At 64.5% G+C, this 22956-nt stretch carries 30 protein-coding genes; all 30 read left to right on the top strand.

Translation table 11 applies throughout. The annotated features are described in order from the left end of the window. Positions 1-101 precede the first annotated feature (101 nt). On the top strand, positions 102-1187 hold the full coding sequence (locus HPA02_RS13815) for a replication protein (RefSeq protein WP_146803786.1): 1086 nt from the start codon (positions 102-104) through the stop codon (positions 1185-1187). Continuing rightward, entirely contained in the window at positions 1184-2557 is a 1374-nt protein-coding gene (locus tag HPA02_RS13810) for a replicative DNA helicase (protein ID WP_146803785.1), read from the top strand. The genes HPA02_RS13815 and HPA02_RS13810 overlap by 4 nt, the downstream gene beginning before the upstream one ends. Before the next feature lie 12 nt (positions 2558-2569). Next, entirely contained in the window at positions 2570-2785 is a 216-nt protein-coding gene (locus HPA02_RS13805) for a hypothetical protein (RefSeq protein WP_146803784.1), read from the top strand. Further along, positions 2782-3087: a hypothetical protein gene (locus HPA02_RS13800; RefSeq protein WP_146803783.1), complete on the top strand. Its 306-nt coding sequence runs from the start codon at positions 2782-2784 to the stop codon at positions 3085-3087. Before HPA02_RS13805 ends, HPA02_RS13800 begins: the two co-directional genes overlap by 4 nt. Further along, on the top strand, positions 3084-3587 hold the full coding sequence (locus HPA02_RS13795) for a hypothetical protein (RefSeq protein ID WP_146803782.1): 504 nt from the start codon (positions 3084-3086) through the stop codon (positions 3585-3587). The genes HPA02_RS13800 and HPA02_RS13795 overlap by 4 nt, the downstream gene beginning before the upstream one ends. Beyond that, complete coding sequence (locus HPA02_RS13790) at positions 3587-3901, top strand: hypothetical protein (RefSeq protein ID WP_146803781.1); 315 nt, start codon at positions 3587-3589, stop codon at positions 3899-3901. The genes HPA02_RS13795 and HPA02_RS13790 overlap by 1 nt, the downstream gene beginning before the upstream one ends. Then, positions 3901-4272, top strand: coding sequence for a RusA family crossover junction endodeoxyribonuclease (locus tag HPA02_RS13785; protein ID WP_146803780.1), 372 nt, complete (start codon positions 3901-3903; stop codon positions 4270-4272). The genes HPA02_RS13790 and HPA02_RS13785 overlap by 1 nt, the downstream gene beginning before the upstream one ends. Then, positions 4272-4553, top strand: coding sequence for a hypothetical protein (locus tag HPA02_RS13780; protein WP_146803779.1), 282 nt, complete (start codon positions 4272-4274; stop codon positions 4551-4553). The genes HPA02_RS13785 and HPA02_RS13780 overlap by 1 nt, the downstream gene beginning before the upstream one ends. Before the next feature lie 89 nt (positions 4554-4642). Continuing rightward, positions 4643-5185 carry a hypothetical protein gene (locus HPA02_RS13775; RefSeq protein ID WP_146803778.1) on the top strand — a complete coding sequence of 181 codons (543 nt, stop codon included), beginning with the start codon at positions 4643-4645 and terminating at the stop codon, positions 5183-5185. 168 nt (positions 5186-5353) lie between these two features. Then, positions 5354-5920: a glycoside hydrolase family 24 protein gene (locus tag HPA02_RS13770; RefSeq protein ID WP_146803777.1), complete on the top strand. Its 567-nt coding sequence runs from the start codon at positions 5354-5356 to the stop codon at positions 5918-5920. Beyond that, on the top strand, positions 5917-6273 hold the full coding sequence (locus HPA02_RS13765; protein WP_146803776.1) for a hypothetical protein: 357 nt from the start codon (positions 5917-5919) through the stop codon (positions 6271-6273). The genes HPA02_RS13770 and HPA02_RS13765 overlap by 4 nt, the downstream gene beginning before the upstream one ends. Before the next feature lie 48 nt (positions 6274-6321). Then, positions 6322-6645, top strand: coding sequence for a hypothetical protein (locus HPA02_RS13760; RefSeq protein WP_146803775.1), 324 nt, complete (start codon positions 6322-6324; stop codon positions 6643-6645). Between the two features lie 3 nt (positions 6646-6648). Next, on the top strand, positions 6649-7539 hold the full coding sequence (locus tag HPA02_RS18460; protein WP_244945928.1) for a Gp49 family protein: 891 nt from the start codon (positions 6649-6651) through the stop codon (positions 7537-7539). A gap of 3 nt (positions 7540-7542) precedes the next feature. After that, positions 7543-7785 carry a hypothetical protein gene (locus HPA02_RS13750; RefSeq protein ID WP_146803774.1) on the top strand — a complete coding sequence of 81 codons (243 nt, stop codon included), beginning with the start codon at positions 7543-7545 and terminating at the stop codon, positions 7783-7785. Between the two features lie 95 nt (positions 7786-7880). Then, positions 7881-8138, top strand: coding sequence for a hypothetical protein (locus tag HPA02_RS13745; protein WP_146803773.1), 258 nt, complete (start codon positions 7881-7883; stop codon positions 8136-8138). A 41-nt stretch (positions 8139-8179) separates the two neighbouring features. Further along, the gene (locus HPA02_RS13740; protein ID WP_244945927.1) at positions 8180-8707 is read left to right on the top strand and encodes a terminase small subunit; all 528 of its coding nucleotides are present in this window, start codon (positions 8180-8182) and stop codon (positions 8705-8707) included. After that, positions 8704-10227 carry a terminase large subunit gene (locus HPA02_RS13735; protein WP_146803771.1) on the top strand — a complete coding sequence of 508 codons (1524 nt, stop codon included), beginning with the start codon at positions 8704-8706 and terminating at the stop codon, positions 10225-10227. The genes HPA02_RS13740 and HPA02_RS13735 overlap by 4 nt, the downstream gene beginning before the upstream one ends. Positions 10228-10252: 25 nt before the next feature. Continuing rightward, positions 10253-12454, top strand: a complete 2202-nt coding sequence (locus tag HPA02_RS13730; RefSeq protein ID WP_146803770.1) for a hypothetical protein — start codon at positions 10253-10255, stop codon at positions 12452-12454. Next, complete coding sequence (locus HPA02_RS13725; protein ID WP_146803769.1) at positions 12447-12647, top strand: hypothetical protein; 201 nt, start codon at positions 12447-12449, stop codon at positions 12645-12647. Before HPA02_RS13730 ends, HPA02_RS13725 begins: the two co-directional genes overlap by 8 nt. 39 nt (positions 12648-12686) lie before the next feature. Next, entirely contained in the window at positions 12687-13625 is a 939-nt protein-coding gene (locus tag HPA02_RS13720) for a hypothetical protein (RefSeq protein WP_146803768.1), read from the top strand. A gap of 174 nt (positions 13626-13799) precedes the next feature. After that, the gene (locus HPA02_RS13715) at positions 13800-14792 is read left to right on the top strand and encodes a N4-gp56 family major capsid protein (RefSeq protein WP_146803767.1); all 993 of its coding nucleotides are present in this window, start codon (positions 13800-13802) and stop codon (positions 14790-14792) included. 101 nt (positions 14793-14893) lie between these two features. Next, positions 14894-15316: a hypothetical protein gene (locus HPA02_RS13710; RefSeq protein WP_146803766.1), complete on the top strand. Its 423-nt coding sequence runs from the start codon at positions 14894-14896 to the stop codon at positions 15314-15316. Positions 15317-15319: 3 nt separating this feature from the next. Further along, the gene (locus tag HPA02_RS13705; protein ID WP_146803765.1) at positions 15320-15946 is read left to right on the top strand and encodes a phage adaptor protein; all 627 of its coding nucleotides are present in this window, start codon (positions 15320-15322) and stop codon (positions 15944-15946) included. After that, positions 15943-17757, top strand: coding sequence for a hypothetical protein (locus HPA02_RS13700; RefSeq protein ID WP_146803764.1), 1815 nt, complete (start codon positions 15943-15945; stop codon positions 17755-17757). Before HPA02_RS13705 ends, HPA02_RS13700 begins: the two co-directional genes overlap by 4 nt. Continuing rightward, positions 17750-18790, top strand: a complete 1041-nt coding sequence (locus tag HPA02_RS13695; protein WP_146803763.1) for a hypothetical protein — start codon at positions 17750-17752, stop codon at positions 18788-18790. The genes HPA02_RS13700 and HPA02_RS13695 overlap by 8 nt, the downstream gene beginning before the upstream one ends. Continuing rightward, positions 18790-19794, top strand: a complete 1005-nt coding sequence (locus HPA02_RS13690) for a hypothetical protein (RefSeq protein ID WP_146803762.1) — start codon at positions 18790-18792, stop codon at positions 19792-19794. Before HPA02_RS13695 ends, HPA02_RS13690 begins: the two co-directional genes overlap by 1 nt. Positions 19795-19809: 15 nt before the next feature. Next, positions 19810-20448 carry a hypothetical protein gene (locus HPA02_RS13685; RefSeq protein WP_146803761.1) on the top strand — a complete coding sequence of 213 codons (639 nt, stop codon included), beginning with the start codon at positions 19810-19812 and terminating at the stop codon, positions 20446-20448. Positions 20449-20481: 33 nt separating this feature from the next. Beyond that, entirely contained in the window at positions 20482-21570 is a 1089-nt protein-coding gene (locus HPA02_RS13680; RefSeq protein ID WP_146803760.1) for a DUF4214 domain-containing protein, read from the top strand. Positions 21571-21579: 9 nt separating this feature from the next. Beyond that, a complete protein-coding gene (locus HPA02_RS13675) occupies positions 21580-21951 on the top strand; it encodes a hypothetical protein (protein WP_146803759.1) in 372 nt (123 codons plus the stop codon). Next, on the top strand, positions 21951-22943 hold the full coding sequence (locus tag HPA02_RS13670; protein WP_146803758.1) for a hypothetical protein: 993 nt from the start codon (positions 21951-21953) through the stop codon (positions 22941-22943). The genes HPA02_RS13675 and HPA02_RS13670 overlap by 1 nt, the downstream gene beginning before the upstream one ends. Positions 22944-22956: the final 13 nt, after the last annotated feature.

Raw genomic sequence — 22956 nt, 5'->3', positions numbered from 1 at the left:
CTCGCTAGGCCCTGATAGGCCAGGCCCCGAACGAAAGAAGCCCGGCGCTAGCTGGGGAGCTCGCCGGGCTTCGATATGCAGACAGCACAGGAGTAAGCGTAATGCAGACCGCCCCCGACCGCAACATGAGCAATGTTGCCTATCTGCCAGGACATGAGCCCGAACCAACGCGCCGTGAGGCGCCAAGGGGTCCTCAATTGGAAGATGGATTCACAAGGATCGCCAGCGAGCTCCTAGACGCCCTATGCCAAGCCGATTTCACTGCGCGGGAGTTCCGTGTGGTGCACTTCGTCATCCGCCAGACCTACGGCTGGAACGTCAAGGCTAAGCGTATGTCGTCCACGTTCATCGCCGGCGGCACCGGCTTGCACGAGTCCGACTGCTCCAAGGTGCTCAACGAGCTGATCCGTCGCCGGGTCGTTATCCGCCATGGAGGCAGCCGCTCCCCAGTGTCCCTGAACAAGCATCACGGCGAGTGGATGTCCGCTGAGACCCGCAAGAAAACCCCTCCCGAAAGATGCCCTGAGTCAGGGCAAGATGCCCTAGCTCAGTCAGGGCAAGATGCCCTAGCAAAGAAAGACAGGAAAGACATACCCAACCCTAACGGGTTGGGAAATGTGCAATCGCACCGCGCTGCCTTCGAGATTTTCTACAACGCCGGCCTGCCCAAGAAGAACCGCAAGAAGGCCGAGGCGGCTTTCGCGAAGCATGCTCGCAAGCACCAGGATCCCGCCGCGTTCGCCCAGATGTTGGCCGACAACATCACCGCCCGGCTCGGCACTGGCGAACTGGGGTTCGATGCCATGCACCCGACGACCTACCTGAACCAGCAGCGCTGGGAAGACGAGCTGCCCGAGCGCTGCCCGCACGCCGCCATCATTGAGGCCTGGAATGCCGAGATGCCGGCGCACATCGAGAAGGTCAGCCCCGAGGACTGGACGCCCGAGAGCCACGGATTCCAGGCCCTGGCCAACGCCTGGCAGAACTTCAAGACCAAGCCCCGGGCCAGCACCGGCAAGCCGGTGTTTACCGAGGAGCCCGAGGGCGTGGCGTTCTACCGCGAAGTGTTCCGCCGCCTGGCGGCCGTGGATCGCATCCAGCGCGAGGACGCTGCCCGCTGGTGCCGGCTGTCCTGGGCGGTCAAGCAGCAGGAGACGGTCAAGATTTTCAAGGGAGAGGTCGCATGATCTACAGCCAGGAAGCGGAAGCCAGCCTGATCGGCGCATGTCTGCTGGACCCGAGCCAAGTCGATGTCGCGTCGGCCATTGTCGCCGCCGAGGATTTCTACCTGACTCACCATCGCGCCATGTGGTCGGCCATCCAGCAGCTGGCGATGGGCGATGGCGTGGACGTGGTGTCGCTCCACGAGCTGGTTATCGACTACCAGGGCGAGTACGGCGGCCTGCAGGGCCTGGTCGAGTTGACCCGCAACACGCCGAACCCTCAGCACGCCAAGCATTACGCCGAGGCGGTGCACGACAAGGCGCTGCGTCGCCGACTGCAGATCTCTCTCGACGAGCTGGGCGAGCGGCTCAAGGTGCCGAATAGTGAGCTGGCCGAAGTGATCGACCAGGCTCAAGCCAAGCTGGCCGGCGTCATGGGCCAACGGGCCGGCAAGGTCAAGCCGGTCGGGGACTGGCTGCTGAGCTGGGTAGACGAGCTGGATGCCCGATTCAACGGCCAGATCGACCCGATGGGCGTGTTGTTCAACATTCCCGAGTTGGACGCCAAGACCAGCGGCATGCACCCCGAGGACCTGATTGTCCTGGGTGGGGAGTCAGGCATGGGCAAGACCGTGGTGGCCGCCCATATCCTCGATAGCGTGTGCCTGCGCCAGAACAAGCCGGCAGTGATGTTCCAGCTCGAGATGCGCAAGGAGCAGGTGCTGAACCGCGTCATGGGCTCGCATACCGGGATCAAGCTGGATGCTCTCAAGAACCCGCAGCGCCACATGGACAGCGAAGGCTGGCAGCAGATCACGGCTGGCGTGAAGGTAGCCAAGGAAGCGGGGCTGGTGATCGATGACCGCCCAGGGCTGACGCCGACGCAGATGCGCGCCGCCGCCAAGCGCTGGAAGGAGCATTACGGCGAGCTGGGCTGCGTGATCATCGACCACGCCGGCATCGTCCAGCCGGACGACAAGTCCATCCCCCGCGAGCAGCAGATGGCCGAGGTGTCGAAGTCCGCGAAGATCCTTGCCAAAGAGCTGTCCTGCCCGGTGATCCTGCTGGCCCAGATCAACCGCGAGAACACCAAGCGCGGCGACAAGCGCCCGGTGATGTCTGACCTACGCGAGTCAGCATCCCTCGAACACAACGCCGACATGATCCTGTTCATCTACCGCGAGGCGAAGCACAACCCGGATTGTGCCTATCCCGGTGTGGCTGAGCTGATCGTGGCCAAGCAGCGCGATGGCGAGGTGGGCACCGTCAACGTGGTGTGCGACCTGAGTCGTTCGCGGCTGCTGCCGGCGACCGCCGAGAACATCTCGGCCTATCACCGCGAATTTCCGCCCCAGGCGGCCCCGGCCGCTGAGCCTGAACGTTTCGCCGTCTAGGAGGGCATCACCATGAGCATTCCAGCCGCCCAGATGTTCACCCCGCAGCAGCTCGAGGCGCTCCGCCGCCAGGGCATCGTGCCGATTCGTTATTTCAGCTCGACCGGAGAGGTGCTGGTCGAGATCGATGGTCAGCCGCATGGCCTGACCTTGGACCATGTCCTGCGCCGAGCCAGTCCCGGCGCCTGGGATCGTTTCGTCAACTGGCTCACAGGGAGGGCCGCATGATGGGCACCGTCACCGAACTGCGCCGCCGGGATCGGCGCCTAGACAATCCCGAGTCGCAGCTGGGCCGGGTCTACTTGGTGTTGCGTGACGCGGACTACTGGCTGCAGCTGCACGAGATCGGCGAGGCCATCCTCGCCCGGTTCGAGCGCATGGACAGCCACGCCGCCATCTCGGCGCGCATTCGCCAGCTGCGCGGCTACGGCCAGACCATCGTCAGCCGCGAGGTATCAGGCCCTGGTAGGGCCCGGCCCCACGAATACCGGTTGGTGACCGCCTGGGGCGGTGGGGGTGATGCGGCATGAGCAAGCCAAAGCAGTACGTCAGCCGGGCCGGCACCCTGCAGGAGGCCATGGCCACCGTGGCCAAGCTCGCCGGGGTGGTGACCGAGGCCATCGGTCGCTGGGGGGAGGTGGAGATCATCGTCCGCAAGCGGGAGAAGCGCCGGAGTTGGGAGCAGAACAAGCTCCAGCGCAAGTGGTGTGCCGAAGCCGCCGCCCAGGGCGACATGACCGCCGAGGAGTACCGCGGTTTCTGCAAGCTGCACTTCGGAGTGCCGATCCTGCGTCGGGACAGCGAGGCGTTCCGCGAGGTCTATGACCGCCTGATCCGCCCACGGGATTACGCCGAGAAGCTCGAGCTAATGCAGGAGCCCATCGACTCCCAGGTGACCCGGCTGATGACCGCAGCCCAGAAAACCGAGTACCTGGACGCCTGCTGGCAGCACTTCACGTCCCTGGGCTTCCGTCTGACCGATCCGAACCTCAAGGGCATGGACCCGGCCCAGTACAAGGAGGCCGCTTGATGTTACCGAACGAGAGCTATCTGCCGAGTGGCCCATACCGTTCCCGGGCTTGGCTGTCCGCGGTGCACGAAATCGAGACCTGCGTGCTGTGCGGTGCCTACGGCATCCAGGCCGCCCACTCGAACCAGGACCGTGGCCGGGGGCAGAAGGCCAGCGACTGCCTGACCGCGGCGATCTGCCCGGACTGCCACGGCGAGATCGACAACGGCCGCATCCTGAGCCGGGAGGAGCGCCGGGCGCGCCTGGACCGGGCCATTGTGCTGACCATCGACCAACTGGCCCGCCGGGGCCTGATCGACGTGAGGGGGAAGTGATGCGGCTCTTCGTTCCCTACCTGGCCGCCAGCACTAATGTCGGTACCCGCCAGCACTGGGCCAGGAGAAAGCGTGAGGTGGATGCCTGCCACCTGCTGGTGCGCAATGCTGTCAGGGAAGAGGGGCTCCGCCCGGTAGGCGGTCGGGTCGATCTGGTATTCCGGCCACGCCTGGGGAAGGGCGTGCGCCGCCGGGACACCAGCAATTACTCGCTCAACGTGAAGCACCTCGAGGACGGCCTGGTTGCCGCCGGCATCCTGCCGGACGACCGCGGGGAGTATGTGCGCCGAGTGATTCTCGAGCCGCCGGAGATCGACCGGAAGGCGGAGACGGGAACCTGGGTGGAGATCATTGAGATCGAGGGGGCGTGATGGACTATTCCACCTCGGGGAAGTGGATGAAGTGGGCCGAGGTGCTCGAACTCTGCGGTCCGCCTGACCTGTACGAGATGGGGTTCTGCGAGAGGGTCCGCCACTATCGCGCTGGCGAGCGAGAGTCGCCCCAGGCCGCCGAGCTGCGCGAGGGCCTGGAGGAGGTGCATGACGATGACGGTCGGCTGGTGGGCTTGGTTCCCAAGAGGCCTACCGGCCGGCCGAGCCCGCAGGAGGTCATGCGCTCAGTGGATCTGATGATGAGGATGGCGAGGGGCTGATGCAGTACGGGTAGGGGCAACGGATAGGCAACGGATAGGCAGCGAGCCAACGAATTCAACGCAACACGGGCAACAGACGGGGCGACAGGATGCGGGATTACGATTACTGGTTGAAGGCGGGCAATCCGTGGAGTGTCGTGGCGGCGGCGCCTGGCAGCGAGGGTGCCAGGCAGGCGGCATTGACGCGGATCATCGATACCATGCTGGAGCTGCAGCTGGATCACCGGCATATCAGCCCAGGGTGGCCGGCCGTGTCGATCGCAGCCCTGGCCGGCGAGATGCCGGGTGGCGGTGGCGGCCACGATCAGATGCTGCTGGCGTCGATGCGTTACTCACCCGACAGCGAGTGGCACCGGGCATGCGCGATGCTGCTGCGCAAACTGCCGCGGCGTCAGGCGGCGGCCATGCTATTGCAGGCGGCACGCATCCGGCCGGACAAGGCAGGCGAGAGCGTGTGGATGGTGACCGCCCGTCAGTTGGTGGAGCGCCAGGCGCTGCTGTTGCGTCAGATCTGCATGGCCGAGGGCGTGGCGCCGTTTGAGTCGGTAGAGGCCCTGGAGGTGGCGGCTCGTCGGGCGCGGAATAGGCTCCGCCAGTGGCTGGCCGATGAGATAGTTCCGGCAGCAGCTTGATTAGTGTCGGGTTGAGGGGTACTCTGTACCTAGGCTGGGCGTGCTGCGCACTTAACAGCCGCCAACTTTTTAAGGCTCGCCACACGGCGGGCCTTTCGCATTTCTGGGCCCTGCCGGTTCCCGGTGGGGCCTTCCTGTTTTCTCACGCCGTGAGGCGCCGGAGACCCTATGCCCCGTATCACTCCTGACCAAGCCGGCGGCGAGAACGTCTGCGCATTCCTCGATACGCTCGCCCGTGCTGAGATCGGCCCCGAGATGCTCGCCGAGAGCGACGACGGCTACGACGTGCTGGTGGGCTCGCTGCCCGGCGATGTCGAGCGCTTCGCCAGCTACGCCGATCACCCGCTGCCGCGGCGCCAGGACGCCATCGAGTATGCCCCTGGGCTGTGGTCCACGGCGGCAGGTCGCTACCAGATCCTGTCCCGCTACTGGGCGCATTACCGCGACCAGCTCGGCCTGCCTGACTTTGGCCCTGTCTCCCAGGATCGCTACGCCATCCAGCAGCTCCGCGAGCAGCGGGCGCTTCCGGCGATCCAGGGCGGCCGGTTCTCGCTGGCCATCGAGCGCTGCCGGAACATATGGGCCAGCCTGCCGGGCGCTGGGTACGGTCAACACGAGCACAGTATCGAGACCCTGGCGCGGGCCTACGTCGAGGCTGGTGGCAAGCTCGCCACCGATGACCGCGACTGGTACGACCGTGTCGCCAAGGCGCCGCCTGGCGAGGGGGCGGCGTGACCATGACGGAAGTTCGAGAGCATGGATCGCAGCTCGACCGCATCGAGACATCGCTCGGCGATCTGCGCCAACTAAACGCCCAGATCCTCGACCGCCTCACGCGGATGGAGGAGCGGCAGAACACCCACGCCACCGAGATGGGCAAGCTCGAGGCACGGGTCGATGACCACAGCGACCGTCTCCGCGAGCTGGAGCTGTTGGTGGCCGTTGCCGACAAGACTGGCAAGCAGCAGCACCGGGCCCTTATGGGCCGCTGGTCGGCCTTGGCTGCCGTCGGGATGCTCATTCTCGGCGCCGCGGCCTCCACCGTCGGCAAGGTGCTGGCCGATCTGCTGCAGAGCGGCAGTAGCTGATCTTGATCCCCAGCCGGTCATGCCGGCTCATTCCGCAGAGGTAATTCCATGAAGCCCATCCGCACTGCCCTGGCCGGCGCCGCCCTGCTGGGCCTGTCCGCCTGTGCCTCCATCGACACTCCGTTGGACGGCTCATACAAGGCCATCAAGGATCGCCAGTCCAACTACTGCGCCGAAGCCAGCCCCGAGCGTCGCGCCGTACTGCTGGCGGTTATCCGCTCTCAGGTTCCGGGGTATCCACCCAGCGGACTCTGTACTGACGCTGACCAGGCGATTGCCGATGAGATCGCTCGGCGCCTCGCCGAGCTGCCCGATGGTGCGGTGATTGATATCGAGCAGGCGATTGAGGACCAGGAGCGATTTCAGGAGTAGAGCATGGCCACCCACCTGATCCACGGATTCAACGTCAGCGACGGTGGCCGGGGCTCGGTGGGGCGCTTGGCGCCGTGGATGCCCAGGCCGCGGCGTCACGACTACGGCTGGACGTTCCTATTCCGGCTGCGCTGGGTGAACGAGAACACCGTGGACGAGTTGCTGCCGCTGATCGCGGCCGGCGACGTGTTGGTAGCTCATAGCAACGGCTGCCTGATCGCCTGGCATCTTGTCCAGCGCGGGGCGCCAGTATCGGCCGTGGTCTGCATCCAGCCGGCCCTGCGCCGAGACACCGAATGGCCCGAGCATCTCCCGGTGCTTTGCCTGCACAACCGCGATGACTGGATTGTCAGCCTGGGCCGAGCCTGGGGGCGGTTCGTCAGCGTGGCCAACCCGTTCCGGGATCTTCACGGATGGGGCGCCGCCGGCCGCCACGGATTCGCCTCGGGCCAGCCCCTGGTGACCAACTGGGACACCGACCGCCAACCATTTCCCGCCCTGGGTCATTCTGGGGCATTTCGACAGCCTGCCCTGGGTCACTGGGCGCCCCTGGTGGCGGCCTGGGTGAATGAAAAGGTGAGCATCATGAACGATGACCAGCAAGTCGAGCAGCAGATCCAGGCCAAGGGGCTGAACGCGCCGCGCGTCACGCCGGATGCCCTGGACGCCAAGATCATCGGCGAGGACTATCACGTCTTCCCGGGCACCACCGTAACTGTCTGCCTGCTGCGCCTGGAGAACGGCTTTACCGTGACCGGCGAGAGCGCCTGTGCCAGCCCCGAGAACTTCGACCCTGAGCTGGGCCGGGAGATCGCCCGGAGAAACGCCCGGGAGAAGATCTGGATGCTGGAGGGCTACCTGTTGCGCGAGCAGCTGCACCGCGGGGAGGCCTGAGCCATGCACTTCCAAGCCGCATTTGCCTACATGAAGCGTGGCTATGCCGTGACGCTGCCCGAGTGGGGCGGCTACTGGACCTGGGACGACGAGCGCAAGACAGTGCTGATGCACACCCGTAAGGGCGAGGTCATCGACATGCGCGGCTCCGAGGACATGGACTACACCCTGTCGTTCACCTTCCGCGACGATTGGGAGCTGTTGGCCGACCCCACAACTACCGAACACCACCAGGCTAAGGCCTGACCGAATCCCCTATGGGATAGGGCCACGCCGTGAGGCGCCGCCCGCCCCCGCCCGGCACGTCGTGAGACGCCTGGGCCCTATTCAATGGAGTGCCCATGGAAGCATTGCTCGCAATCACAGATGTTGGCGAAGGCATGTTCGCTGATGCGACATCCTTCATCGCTGAGTGCCACTTCCCTGACCTCCAGGTGAAGAGCGCTCGAATCGTCGGGCCAGTAGGCAGGCGGGGAGATGAGTCGTATCTGTCCTGCCACTTGCGAGACGAAAACGGTGTTCCGATCGCAGCCTGCTACCTGCTGCTGATGGATCCCCGCGGCAGCATCTCAAGAGTGGATGAGACCATCACGCTCTGAACAAATGGAGGCGCCGCCCGTGAGGGCCGCGCAGTATGACTATGGCACGCAAACTGACCCCCAAGCAGGAACGCTTCGTCGAGGAATACCTCGTTGACCTCAATGCCACCCAGGCCGCCATCCGCGCCGGTTACAGCGAGAAACGAGCCAGTGAGACGGCGTATCAGCTGCTACAGAAACCGTCAGTTCGTGATGCCATCGCGGCCGGCAAGGCCGAGCGCTCCGAGGCCACCAAGATCGACGCCGCCTATGTGCTGCAGCGCCTGGTGGAGATCGACCAGATGGACGTGGCCGACATCCTCGCCGATGACGGCAGCATCCTGCCGGTGAAGCAGTGGCCCCGAGCCTGGCGTCTGACGCTCTCCGGGCTCGACGTTCAGGAGCTGTGGGAAGGGAGCGGCGACGAGCGAGAGATGACGGGCCTGCTGAAGAAGATCAAGTGGCCGGATAAGGTGAAGAACCTAGAGCTGCTCGGTAAGCACGTCGATGTTCAGGCATTCAAGGAGCAACGCGAGCTTTCCGGTGGCCTGGCCATCAGCCACGAGGAGGCTCTGGAGGCCCTCGAGTGACCCCGCGTGAGCTTGAGATCCGCCGCCGGTTGCGAGACGACTTCGAGCACTACGCACCGCGGTGCCTGAAGATCCGCTCCAAGTCAGGAAAAGTCGAGTCGTTCCAGCTCAACAAGGCCCAGCAGCATATCCATGCCTGCATAGAGGAGCAGAAGCGCCAGACCGGGAAGGTGAGGGTTCTGATCCTCAAGGGCCGGCAGCAGGGCGCCTCGACCTACACTGAGGGGCGCTTCTACTGGCTGGTGAGTCATCGCAAGGGGGTGAGAGCCTTCATCCTGACCCACGAGGCCGAGTCAACGGCAGCACTGTTCGAGATGGCTGAGCGCTATCACGAGCACTGCCCGCTGCTGATCAAGCCCTCCACCGGGGCGAGCAATGCCAAGGAGCTAGTGTTTGATCGTCTGGATAGCGGCTACAAAGTCGGCACTGCCGGCAACAAGTCCGTAGGCCGCGGGACCACGATCCAGTACTTCCATGGTTCCGAGGTGGCCTTCTGGCCGCATGCCTCGGAGCACGCCAAGGGTGTCATGCAGGCGATACCCGACGCGCCGGACACCGAGGTCATCCTCGAGTCCACCGCCAACGGCATCGGCAACTACTTCCACCAGCAGTGGCAGGCGGCAGAGGCTGGCGACAGCGAGTACCTGGCGATCTTCGTGCCCTGGTACTGGCAGCCGGAGTATCGCAAGCCGGTGCCGGAGGGCTTCAGCCACACCAGCGAGGAAGAGCGGCTGGCCCGGGTCTATGGCCTGGACGACGAACAGTTGCAGTTCCGGCGCTTCAAGATTGCTGAGCTCTCCGCCGATGGCATCGACGGGACCAGCGCCTTCAAGCAGGAATACCCGATGACCGCCCAAGAGGCATTCCAGGTCTCTGGCGGCGACACCCTGATCCAGCCTGACGCGGTAGTGGCAGCCCGCAAGTACAAGTGCCTGGGAACCGGCCCGTTGAAGATCGGCGTGGATCCTGCACGCTTCGGTGACGATGGCACGGCCATCATCCGTCGTCGAAACCGCGCCGCCTATAGTCTGGAGACCCACCGCAAGCGCAGCACCATGGAGATTGCCGGCATCGTCGCGTCGATCATCAAGCGCGAGAAGCCCGCCCAGGTGGCCATCGACGTGGGCGGCATTGGTGCGGGGGTGGTGGATCGGCTCGAGGAGTTAGGGCACGGCGACATCATCAAAGCGGTGAACTTCGGTGGCGCAGCCGGTGATCCTGAACGCTTCCGCAACAAGCGTGCCGAGATGTGGTGGGAGATGCGCGATTGGCTGGCTGACGAGACCATGCCAGTGATGATCCCTGACAGCGATGTTTTGCATGCCGACGTGTGCGGGCCTCGCTACCGCTACGACAGCAACCAGCGCCGGATACTCGAGAGCAAGGAGGATATGCGCAAGCGTGGCCTGCGCTCCCCTGATGCCGGTGATGCCCTGGCCCTGACCTTCGCTGAGCCGGTACGCCGCCGTGACGACGCCGTGCTCGATGCCGTTGTCGCCGACCCGGTGACTGGCTATTGATCCCATTCCACGCCGTGAGGCGCCGATGCATCCGACCGATCAAGACGACCAAGAATTGGCCGCCGAGCGCCTGCAGGTGTTCGGTCGCCGCCTATCGCGCCTGGCCCACGAGCAGGTGCAGCAGCGTGCCAGCCTGGAGACCCGCTGGCTGGAGGACATCCGCCAGTACCATGGCGAGTATGACCTGCAGACCTCGGCCAACCTCGACAAGGCCGAGGGCTCCCGCGTCTACGTCAACATCACCCGTAACAAGACCAATGCCGCTGAGGCGCGGCTACAGGACATGCTGTTCCCTACCGACGACCGCAACTGGGGCATTCGTCCCACTCCGGTGCCGGAGCTGGATGGCATCGAGCCTGGCGAGCAGATGGCCGGCCCCAATGGGGAGGCGTTAGACGCCTACCAGCAGGCCGAGGCGATCAAGCGCGAGGCGAAGAAGAAAGCCGAGGCGATGCAGGCCGAGATCGATGATCAGCTCAAGGAGGGGCGCTACCAGATCAAATGCCGCGACGTGATCCACGACGCGGCGCTGATCGGCACCGGTGTGATCAAGGGGCCGGTGATCGTGGGGCGCACCAAGAAGCGCTGGGACACGATGGAAGACGGCACCTCAGTTCTGACCATCGAGGAGGCGCTGGAGCCGTCGGCCGAGCGCGTCGATCCCTGGGATTTCTTCCCTGACATGAGCGCGCGCACCATCGATGAGTGCGAGTTCCTCTTCGAGCGTCACCTGTGGACCAAGCGGCAGTTGCGCGAATTTGCTCGCCTACCTGGCACCCTGCCCACGCAGATCCGCGAGGTGGTCAAGGGCGGCAAGGACAACACCCAGATCGCCAAGGACCACACCAACGACATCCGCGCTATTACCGGGGTGGACTCGATCAGCAGCGACACCAAGTACGAGGTGTGGGAGTACCATGGCCCGGTCAGCAAGAGCGAGCTGATCGATGCCATGGAGGAGGCCGGCGACAGCCTGGATGAGGCCGAGATCGATGAGATCGACGATGAGATCGAAGCGGTGGTGTTCTTCTCCGGCAACTTCGTGCTCAAGGTGGTGCTAAACCCCATGGACACCGAGGAGCGCCCCTACAGCGTGTTCTGCTGGGAGAAGGACGAGAGCGCTATCTTCGGCTTCGGCATCCCCTACCTGATGCGGCAGCCGCAGCGTGTCATCAATGCCGCCTGGCGCATGATGATGGACAACGCCGGCGCGAGTACAAGCGACATCATCGTCGCCAATCGCGAGATCATCCAGCCCGCTGACGGCACCTGGTCGAGCCAGCCGGGCAAGAAGAAGCTCTACTTCCTCAAGGACAAGCAGCGTGATGTGCGCGAGGCCTTCGCAAGTTTCACCATTCCGAACCACCAGGCGGAGCTGGCCGCCATTTTCAACATGGCTCGCCAACTGGCCGACGAGGAGACCAACCTGCCGTTGATCGCCCAGGGCGAGCAGGCCAGCCACGTCACCAAGACCTCGAGCGGCATGGCCATGCTGATGAACTCGGCCAACATCGTGCTGCGGCGTGCAGTGAAGAACTGGGACGACGACATCACCCGGCCCACCATCACCCGCTTCTACGATTGGAACATGCAGTACGGCGAGGACCCGGCGGTCAAGGGCGATTACACCGTGGATGCCCGAGGCTCCGGTGCGCTGCTGGTGCGCGAGAAGCAGCAGGAGAACCTGTTGGTATACGCCAATATCTCGGCCGGCAATCCGGAGCTGGCCATGCGCCGCGACTGGTCTGGCATCGACCGCGAGATCGCCAAAGCGCTTGAGGTGCCCTACGAGAACATCACCCTGTCCGATGGCGAGATTCAGCAGCAGAAGGAGGCCCGTCAGCAGCAGGGCGACCCCGAGACGCAGCTGAAGATGGCCGAACTGCAACTCAAGCAGCAGCAGGCCGAGTTGGGCGCTCAGCAGGCGCAGCAGGAGATGCAGCTCAAGGCCCAGCAGCAGCAGTGGGAACAGCAGTACAAGGCCGCCGAGCTGCAGAGCCAACAAGAGGCGCGCATGGCCGAACTGGCCCTCAAGGAGGGCATCACCATGCGCGAACTCGAGACGAAGCTGCAGCTGGAGAGCAGCAAGCTCGAAGCCGAGATGCAGAAGACTGCCGCCAAACTGCAGACCGAGCGCGACAAGGCCGCCGCCCAACTGACCGAACAGCAGAACGACCGCCTGGCCCGCCAGCGCAACATGAACATGGGGTACGACGCCTATGGCTGAGATCGACCGCCACAGCGACACCTGGCGCACCATACAGGCGTGGATCGAGGCCGAGCGCGCCGATGCCGTGGAGTCGCTGATCGCCGACCACCATGCCGAACAGCAGCGCGGGCGTATCCGGCAACTGGAGCGACTGCGCGACCTGGCAGCACCCGATGACGCCCCGCACGTCGTCGCTGACACCTACCTGTAACCCACCGATGGCCGCCCGTGAGGGCCGCTGGAGCAACCCATGGACCGTAACGACAACGCCGCCCCCGAGCATCTGGACGCCGACGATCAGGAGGCTGACGCCCTGTTCAACGAGTTTGCCGGAGAGGAGGGCGCTGGCCCACAGCCTCCGCGCGAGACGGATGGCGAGGACACTGGCGATGCCGGCCAGGCGCGTGATGAGCATGGCCGTTATACCGCTGCCGACAACGGCGAAGAGGATGGGGTGGGTGGTGATGATATTGGCGAAGACGGCGCGCCTCAGCAAGAGACCGCCGAGCAGCGCCTGGCACGCCTCGAACAGGAAGCACAGCAGTGGCAGCACCGCTACCAGTCCGACCTGGGGCGGCAGAGCGCCCTGCAGCGCAAGATCCAACAGCTGGAGGAGGAGAACCGGAAGCTCCAGCAGCGCGGCGGCCTGTCCACGACCAAGGAAGGAGAGGCCGGCGACAATCCGGAAGGCTCCGGTATGAGCGATGAAGCCTGGCAGGCCTTCAAGGAGGACTTCCCTGAGGCTGCGCAGGCCATGGAGCAGCAGCTCTCCACGCTGAAGACGCACTACGAGAGCCGTCTCCAGCAGATCGAAAGCCAGCTTAGCCCGATCCAGGCACAGGCCGAGCAGCAGACCCGTCTTGCCCAAGAGCAGGCGCTGGAGGCTCAGCACCCCGATTGGCGCGAGGTGATCCAGACTCCCAACTTTCATGCCTGGCTGCGCGAGCAGCCGGTCGCCGTTCAGCAGTTTACCAACAGCGAGGAGGCCGCCGACGCCGCCTTCCTGCTGCAGAGCTTCAAGCTGAGCCAGGGCCAGGCCGCGCCCCAGGCCAACCAAGGTCTCCAGCAACGTCGTCAGCGACAGCTGCAGGCCGCTCGAACCGTCCCCAACCGGGGCGGACGCCGACGCAGCGAGATCCCCGACGACGACGAGGATGCGCTGTTCGACTACTTCGCCGAAAAGGGCTAGGCCGCCGTTCGGCCGCCGAATCCTATAGGCGAGAACCAGCCCGCCGCAAGCAAGCGGACGACCCCGAAGACCCTGCCTCCCACCGGGACGCGGGGGACTTGTGTGGCTCCTCCGTGTGAGCAAGCGAAAGGGCAGCGAGACGCCTTTCCCTTCTGACACTCAAGGACCAACACCATGGCTACGACCAACTACTCCGGCCTTTCCCAGCGCACCGAATTCTGGGCGATGGCCGAACACCTCAAGCACGCCGAGCCGATCACCTGCCTGGCCAAGTTCGGCATGTCCAAGCCGGTACCGAAGAACAAGTCCGAGTCGGTGAAGTTTCGCCGCCCGGTGCCGCTGGCACTGGCGACCACACCGCTGACTGAGGGGTCGGCACCGACCTCCAAAGCCATGCAGTACGAGGACGTGTCCGTCACCCTTGATCAGTACGGCGACGTGGTGGAGCTCAGCGATAAGGTGCAGGACCTAGCCGAAGATCCGGTGCTCAAGGACGCCACCACCATGACCGGTGAGCAGGCGGCTGAGACCATCGAGTCGCTGATGTGGGGCATTCTTCGCGGCGGAACCAACGTGTTCTACGCGAACGGCTCGGCCCGCAGCTCGGTCAACACGCCGATCAGCCTGGCCAAGCAGCGCGCCGTGACCCGGGCGCTCAAGGTCGAGCGAGCCAAGAAGGTCACCAGCATGGTGAGCTCCAGCGTGAAGTACGGCACCGAGGCCATCGACGCCGCCTACATCGCCGTGGCGCACACCCACCTGGAAGGCGACATTCGCGACCTGCCGGGCTTCGTGCCCACCGAGAAGTACGGCTCCATGAAGGCGCTGCCCTATGAGATCGGCAAGGTCGAGGACGTGCGCTACATCCTCACCCCGGTGCTCGAGCCCTTCGAGGATGCCGGCGGCGTCGAGAACGGCATGGTCTCCACCAGCGGCGCTAACGCCGACGTCTACCCGGTCGTCTACTTCGGCAAAGATGCCTACGGGCATATCGCGCTGAAGGGCAAGGAAGCGGTGGAGATGAAGATCCGCCAGCCTGGCCAGATCGACTCCAACGACAAGCTGGGCCAGATCGGCTGGGTCGGCTGGAAGACCTACTGGAAGGGCTTCCGTGCCAATGAGGCATGGATGGTGCGCCTCGAAGTGGCAGCCACCGACCTGGCCTGACCCTAACGCTGGCGTGGGCCAGTAACCGAGCGAGGCGGCCTGCGGGTCGCCTCGCTGCTTTGTGACCAATGCCGTCCGTGAGGACCGCAGGAGACCCCACCATGAGTGACAACCTCGACCTCAACAGCCTGAGCAAAGAACAGCTCAAGGAGCAGGCCAACATTCTCGGCGTGACCCTCAAGGGCAACCCCGCCGAGGAAACAATCCGCGACAAGCTGCGCGAGGCCCTGGGAGAAGACAGCCCCTCTCCGGCCAAGCCCAAGCTCAGCGATGGCGGCATCGCTGTGCGCAAGGGCGAGAAGCGCTACACCATCGAGATCCACAAGGACGGCAAGGACAAGCAGCCCGTATTCCTCGGCTGCAACGGTCGGACCGTGCGCATCAAGCGAGGTGAACAGGTGACCATCGGCGAGGGCCTGTTCCAGTCCCTCAGGAACGCCACAGAGAGCCGCCTCGACACCGAGACCGAGGAGTGGGTGCAGGTGCCGTCCTACCCCTATACGGTGCTCAGCGTCGAGGAGTAAACCATGACCTTCCTCGAGCTGTGTCAGCGGCTGCGCCAGGAGGTGGGTGCAGCCGGCAACGGCCCGGCCAGTATCGGCGGCCAGTCTGGTGAGTATGCCCGGCTGATTGGCTGGGTGCGTGAGGCGTGGCGAGAGATCCAGGTGGAACGGCGCCGCTGGCGTTTCGCCTGGGCCCAGGGAAGCGTCGCGGTTGAGCCCGCATTTGACCAGTATCCGCTTCCCGAGGACTTCGAGGACTGGGACGAGCCCACCCTGCGACTGGGCGACAAGTCGCTGCACGCCCTGTCATGGGGCGAGTTTCGTGATCGCTTCCGTGACCCTAAAGGTTCGGTGCAGTACGTCAGCATCGCGCCGGACAGTACGCTACGCCTCAATGCCTTTCCCGAGTCGTCTAGCGAGATCACCTTCGAATACTGGCGCTCGCCACAGGTGCTGGAGGAGGGTGGCGACGTGCCTCGCCTTCCCGAGCGCTACCACATGGCCATTGTCTATCGAGCGATGCTGCAGTACGGCCTCTACGAGAACGCCCCCGAGGTGGTTCAGCAAGCGCGCATGAACTACCGGGGCGTGATCAGCACCATGGAAGTCACGCAGCTGCCCGAGATGTCATTTGGAGGGCCGTTGGCATGAGTCGATCCGCCTACACTCCTCTAACTGGCGGCATCAACCTGGTCACCCCACCCACCCAGCTCGACCCTGGCGCCTGCCTGTATGCGGTCAACTACGAGTGTCCCGTGACTGGCGGATATCGTCGCATCGAGGGCTATGCCGCGGAGGGGCCCGAAGTCCCGGGCGAGGGGCCGATCCTGGGCGTGGCGTCACTAAGCGACCGGATTCTCGCCATTCGCGAGCAGGCGCCGCGAGCGTCGGCGGAGGAGGGCGGCGACCCTCAGCGCTGGGCGGCGCTTTTCCAACTGGATGACAGCGCCTGGCGCTTCCTCGCTGAGGCGCACCCAGGGCGCCACGAGTGGGCCGAGGGCAACGTCACCGGCACCGAGGGCGGGCGCACACTTTTCGGCGTGGGCCAGGGCAAGCCCTTTGGCGTGCAGCTGCCGGCGGACGAGGCCGGCGACTATGTCTCGGTGGTGGAGCTGTCCGGCGCCCTCGTTGGCGAGTTGCCCGATGGCGCCACCTACGCCGCTTCCGGCGACACCATCACCGTGACCGATACCGGCAGTCGCGACATCACCGGCGTCACGGTGATCGGCCGCGACGGCACGACGCTGTTGACCGTGGCGGATGTGCTGGGCGACGGCAGCACCAACACCACGCTGGACATCGACCTGACCGGCATCGCGCCCAATGACGTGGCCTACATCACCCTCACCATCGGCAGCGGCAACTACCCGCGGCGGCTGTCGGTGCCCGACCTTGAGCTGAACTACACCGTGCTGGCCGACGCGCCGTCCGGGGCCTGCTTCATCGCCCTGTTCAAGAACCACCTGTTCCTCGGGTTCGAGCCCGGCAGCCTTCAGCACTCGGGGATTGGCGATCCCGAGAACTGGGACGCCGCCACCGGCGGGGCCGGGGAAATCGGTGTGGGGCAAACACTCACCGGCCTGCTGCTGGGGCCTGGTGGCGTGCTGCATGTGGTGTGCCGAGACAGCATTCAGACCCTTTACGGCACCAACGCCGAGGATTGGCAGCTCAAGACCACGGTGCCCAACTCCGGTGGCCGGCCGTATTCGGCCCAGTCCCTGATGCAACCGTACTTCATCGCCGAGCGTGGCATCGCCAGCCTGGAGGCTACCAACGCCTACGGCGATTTTCGGCCGATGCAGCCCGGCCACCCGGTCGAGCCGCTTTTTCTCCAGAATCAGCTGTTCACCCGCGTGGTTGCATCGGCGATCAGCAAGCAGCGCGCCCAGTACCGCGTGTGGTTCGACAACGGCACCGGGATCTACATGAGCCCGGCCGGTATCACCACCGTGCGCTTCCCCCACCAGGTGGCCGTGGCCTACTCGGGCGAGCTCGACGACGGTAACGAGATGCTGCTGTTCGGCTCCAACGCCGGCATGATCTACCGCCTCGACAACGGCGCCACGACCTTTGGTGGCACTGACATCGAGGCCTTCCTGACCCTGGCCTACAACAACCTGCGCAGCCCCAGCATGCGCAAGCGCTTCCGCCGTGTGTTCTGGGACGTGCGCTCCGGCTCCGACGCCAATATCTCCATCCTGCCCGACTTCGACTACGGCCGCACCGAGACCGGCATCCCGCGCCGCGAGTTTATCCAGTTCCTCCTGGGTGGCGGACTCTGGGACGTGGCGACCTGGAACAACCTCAGTTGGTCGGTGCCCTCGCTCGGCCAGGAGCCGATGAACGTCGCCGGAACCGGCACCGCCATCAACTTCGCCATCTACTCGAAGTCGAGCAGCTCGCCCCACGAGATCCTCGGCTACGACATTCACTTCGACCATCGGAGGCCTCGCCGTGGCTGATCGTTACTACTCCAACGCCGATGAAGGGCAGCGTTTCCAGCCCGGCACGACCGTCGAGGCCGGTGCCGTCGATCAGAAGTTCGACGAGGTGACCGCCGGATTTCAGCAGGTGGCCATCGATACCGACCGTAGCCTCAAGCTGCCAGCGGGGGAGGGCCCCCAGGAGCTGGATGCCACGGCCCTGCAGCGCCGGAATCGGGCGGTGGGCTTCGATGCCGAGGGCAATCTGGTGCTAATGGCCGGGTTCGGCTGGCGGGGAGACTGGGCGACCGCTACGGATTATGCGCTGAATGAAGTTTTCCGCGATCCGGCGAGCAAAAACCTCTATGTCGTGCTGAAGGCGCACACCAGCGCCACCATCGCCAGCGACCTCACCGCCGGCAACATCGAACTGGCAATCAGTGTGGCCGAAATCGAGGCCGCCAAAGTGGCTGCGATTGAGGCGGCAGGCAACGCCGCTGCAAGCGAGGAAGGCGCGGCGGAGTCCGAGGCGTCAGCCCGAGCGGCGGCGAGCTTCAAGGGGCTGTGGTCCTCGCTGACCGGCGCACTCGCCAAGCCCGCATCCGTCAAGCATAGCGGCGAGTATTGGGAGCTGCTGAACGACTTGCCAGACGTGGCCGCGAGCGAGCCCGGTGTCAGCGGCGACTGGACCTCGAAAACCGTGCTGACCGGCAGTGCCACCGGCCCTATCGACATGGCGGGCCACCCGCTCACCGCCGCGGCGTTCTCTGCCGGCAGGTATGACCTCGCCAGCGCCGTCGGCACCGACACGCTTGATCTCGCCCAGCAGCAGGTATTCCGCATCGACGCCAGCGTCAACCGGACGTTGGCATTTGCAAATGCCCCGGGCGCTAACCGGGCGATGGTTATCGTCGTGCGGCTAGTCGGCAGCGCTGGTGCCGTGACGTGGCCGGCAGGGATTGCCTGGTCGGAGGGCACCGCTCCCGAGCTGCGCACGTCCTGGACCGCGGTAACGCTGCTATGGGATGGCATCGACTGGCGGGGCTTCGTCAGTGGCGGGGAGGATCTCTGATGCTGGAGATGATGCTGGGCGCCGGAGTGCCTCTCGGTGACGACTTGCTATTCACCGGCACCGCTGAGTCGGATGGCCGGTTGCGCAGTTTAGACCCGTCTTCGCAGCAAGAAAATTGGAGCATTAGGCCATACACAGATAGGGGGGTCCGGGCTATTGCGGTGAGCGAGTCGGGTAGAGTCTTCGCCTCCTTTGATGGCAACGATTCCGCAAGCTCGGGCGCCGGCACTGGAGGGAGCACGGTAGTAACCTACCCCCCGGGAGGGGGTGCCGGGGAGGTTGTATATCAAGCGCTCATTGAGACCAGCATTACTGGCTTGGATTGTGACCCATCGGGGGATGCTATTTACCTGACACACCGCGGCTCAAATAGAGCAAAACAGTACGTCAGGAAGGTTCGTGTTAGCGACGGCATCACACTATGGAGCCGAGAGCCGCTCCTTGATACATATAACGATTATGTGTTTGATTTGTCCCTTTCCCCTGGCGGAAGCCACGTTTACGTTTTGGGGGCTTATATTTTTAAGCTCGACTCGTCAACGGGCGCTATTATTTCCAAAGAGTACCGAGGAGCGACTGCGAACCGTTATATGCGGATAGTCTGTGGGGAAGAGTTTGTATATTCAACAACATCGAGCGGAGTTCTAGCTCATAACAAAACCACCTTGCTACAAGAACATTCCTACAGTTTAGGCTCATCGTGTTGGGGGCTATCCATGTCTCCCGATGGAGACGTTATTGTCACCTCCCAGAGTGGAAATATTGCTAAGCTTACACCAAGCCTCGGCTTGGTCTGGCAAAAAACTAGCTCAATCACCCCGCTTACTCAGGCGAAGGTGGGAAAGAGTGGTGATGTATATGTCGCCACCGGCGGAAATGGTAGTTCATTCGAGGGGCTTGTCAGGGTATATGACAGTGATGGCAATTTTAAGCACTACTTTGCAGCGTCAAACGACCAGGATGTCGTGTCTCTTGGTATTTATCAGCCGTGGCTGGCGGCATAACAAAGGGGGCTTGTAATGTACGTCGAAACCGGTAGCGGAACCGCCGCAACACTGACGCAGATTCGCAAGGCAAACCCCAGCGTCAGCCTGCCTCGCACCCCCTCCGATAGCCAGTTAGCACCTTTGGGCTATGCGGTACTCCACGCAACCGCTCGCCCCGACGGCGATGTGGTCACCGAGGGCCCGCCCGAGCGAGGTGAGGATGGGGTGTGGCGCCAGACTTGGCAGGTGCGCGACTTCACCCCCGATGAACTCGCACTGCAGCTTGAGGACGCGAGGGAGTCTGCAATCGAGCGAATCAACGCCGCGTATACCTCGGCCGTGGCCCCTCTAGTGCGTGACTATCCAGAGCCCGAGCCTCTCTCATGGGCGCACCAGGACGCCGAGGCCCGCGCCTACCTGGAGTGGCACGCCGCTGGCGAGCAAGGGACCCCGCCCGCCACACCGGTACTCGAGCAGATTCTCGCCGGCCGCAATGAGGGTGGGGGCACCGAAACCATGCTAGAGCTCTGCCAGGCGGTAGAGGCCAATGCCGAGCAGTTCCGCCAGGCGCAGGTGCTCACTGGCCGTCGGCAGCGGCTGGTCGGAGCGGTTCGTGACGCGCAGTCTCTCGAAGAGGTCGATGCCATCTCCGGTGATCGGCTGACCATATAACCCGCTATCGCTGTGAAGCGACAGGAGCCAAGCATGTCACTCCAAGCCGTCAACAAGCTCTACGACGAGATCTATAAGGGCCGCGCGGTTGATCGCTCGGCTGCCCAGTGGTACGCCGACAGCATCCAGTCTGGAGACATGTCGCTCGGGCAGGTCCGCGGCAAGCTTCAGGACGTATACAACACCCGATTCGGCACGACCGGCGGCGGCCAGTCGTCTTCTGGGTCGTCCTCCGGATCGTCTGCCTCAAGCCAATCGCCGTCCTCCTCATCCCAGAGCGGCTTCCACTATGAAGGCCCCGGGACTGTCGAAGATTACCTTTCCAAGCTGAATCAGGGCGGTGGAAGCGCCAGTGGCGCCTCGCCTGGGACAGGGCTGATCGGCTCTCGAGCGAGAGCGACATCGACAGCGGATCACCTGAATCAGCTACTCGGCAGCAACTCGCCGCTGATGCAACGCGCCGCAACCCAGGGCCAGCAGCTCGCCAATCAGCGCGGACTGCTCAATAGCAGCATGGCCGCCGGTGCCGCACAGGGCGCCATGATTGATCGGGCGCTCCCCGTCGCTCAGCAAGATGCTCAGTATCAACAGCAGCGAGGCCTGAATGCCCAGGGGCATGGCTTCGACATGGAGCGCATGCAGCAGGACTATCAGAACCAGCTGGGCCTGAATGAGCAGGGCTTCGGCTTCGATATGGACCGGCTGCAGGCCAGCTCAACGGCCAACGCCTGGGGCGTCATGGCCAACAACATCACTGACATCGTGGCCCAGGCCATGGACTCCATTAATCGCATCCAGCAGAACCCGAATATTGCTGCCGCCGACAAGGAATCGATGATTCAACAGATCATCGAGATGCGTGATACCGACATCGAGTTTCAGGGTGGGCTCTACGAGAGCCTATCGGGGTATCTCAAGGATACCGGACTGTTCCCGGCGCTCCAGGATGATTCATCCCAGGGAGGCAGTCAGGCGCAGGTGCGCAGTCTATACCGCAACATTCTGGGGCGTGATGCCGACCAGGCCGGCCTGGCGTGGTACCTGGAGAGGCTGAACAACGGCCAGATGACGCTGCAGGACATCGAGCAATCGCTGCGCAACAGCGCGGAATATGCAGGCTAGGAGAGCGATATGGACCTGATGAGTGGCATCGACTCGGTGCTGGATAGCGGCGCTGTACAGGCGGCGGTAGACGTGGGCTCTGACGCGGGTTTCTGGGATGGCGTGACCAACTTCGCCACCGAGGCCTTCAACTGGATCGGCGATAATCCCGAGGCTGCGAACCTGATCGGCGGTGTGGCTATGGGCGTCGGGCAAGCGTATCTGCAGGGGGAACAAGCCAAGAGTCAGCAGGCCTTCGAGCGCGAGATGTACGACCGGCGCCGGCGAGACGAAATGGCGACCCCTGGGCAGATCAATGGTTATAGCAGTCACCTGAACCGTATCGCCGGCAAGGGGCTGCTGACCAGCGGCATGATCACCGGCGATCAGGAGGATGGCTGATGGGCTGGGCAGACTCGGCAACCGGCGGCGGCTACGGCGGAGGATCGGCCGGGCGAGGCGGCCGTGATAACGACCGCGGCGGCTATGGTGGTGGCTTCGGCGGTGCGGTGGATACCGGCGGCGTGGCGCCGGGGCAGGGGGCTGGCCTGGATGCTGGCGTGGGTCGTGGCAATGGCGGCATTGGCCCGCCCGGCACTCATACCAGCATCCCGGGCGCTCGCAATCACTCGGCGCCATCCGATAGCGAGATCGGCGCGGGCATCAACACGGGGACGATGGCATCACCGTCATTGACCACCCGGGCAGACGTCGCAACGCGGACCGGGCGCCAGGCGCTGGGGCTCTATGGCCAGATCGATACCCCGGGGGTGGTCAGCGGCGACGTGGCGGCCATGGAGGCGGAGCGCAGCTTTATGGGCCGCCTGGATGCCGCACCCATGGGCGAAGATGAGGTGGAGGCCCGGGCCGATCGCAACATTCAGATGCAGGCCAGGCCTGGGCTGATCGAGCGGGGCCTTTCGCTGGCCGCCAGCACAGTGAGCCCCGCCCTCGGCATGGCCGTAGATACCGTAGGGCGAGCCAGGGCGGCCCAACAGGCCGCCGAGGCCCACAACGCGGAATTCGACACCAACCTCGATACCAGCTTCAGCCATAGCCTGGGCCGCCAGTCTCTGGCAGGCGTGGGCGGACTGCTGGGTGGCCGGGGGCTGGCGGCGCTAGGGGGGAGCTTCGGCGGGGCCCTGGGTGGCGTTCACGGGGCCCTGGCCGGCACGCTTGGCGGCGCTATCGGCGGCAGTCACCTGGGTCGATCCGCCGCCCTGGGTGGCGCTCTCGGCGGATCGGCCCCGGGCGCCGGCACGGGTGACGGCGTAGGCGCTGCCCAGTCGCCGACAACCTCAGAGCCGCCTGCTACTATGACCCAGACGGCGGCCCCCAGCGGCCCCATCGATTTCGACGGCTACGCCAGTTACGCGCAATCGTTCTTTGGATAACTCGCCGGGAGGC

The sequence above is a fragment of the Bisbaumannia pacifica genome (assembly GCF_007989625.1).
Lineage (GTDB): Bacteria > Pseudomonadota > Gammaproteobacteria > Pseudomonadales > Halomonadaceae > Bisbaumannia > Bisbaumannia pacifica.
Note: the sequence above shows the minus strand (reverse complement) of the source record. Positions and strands in the feature narration are given on the sequence as shown.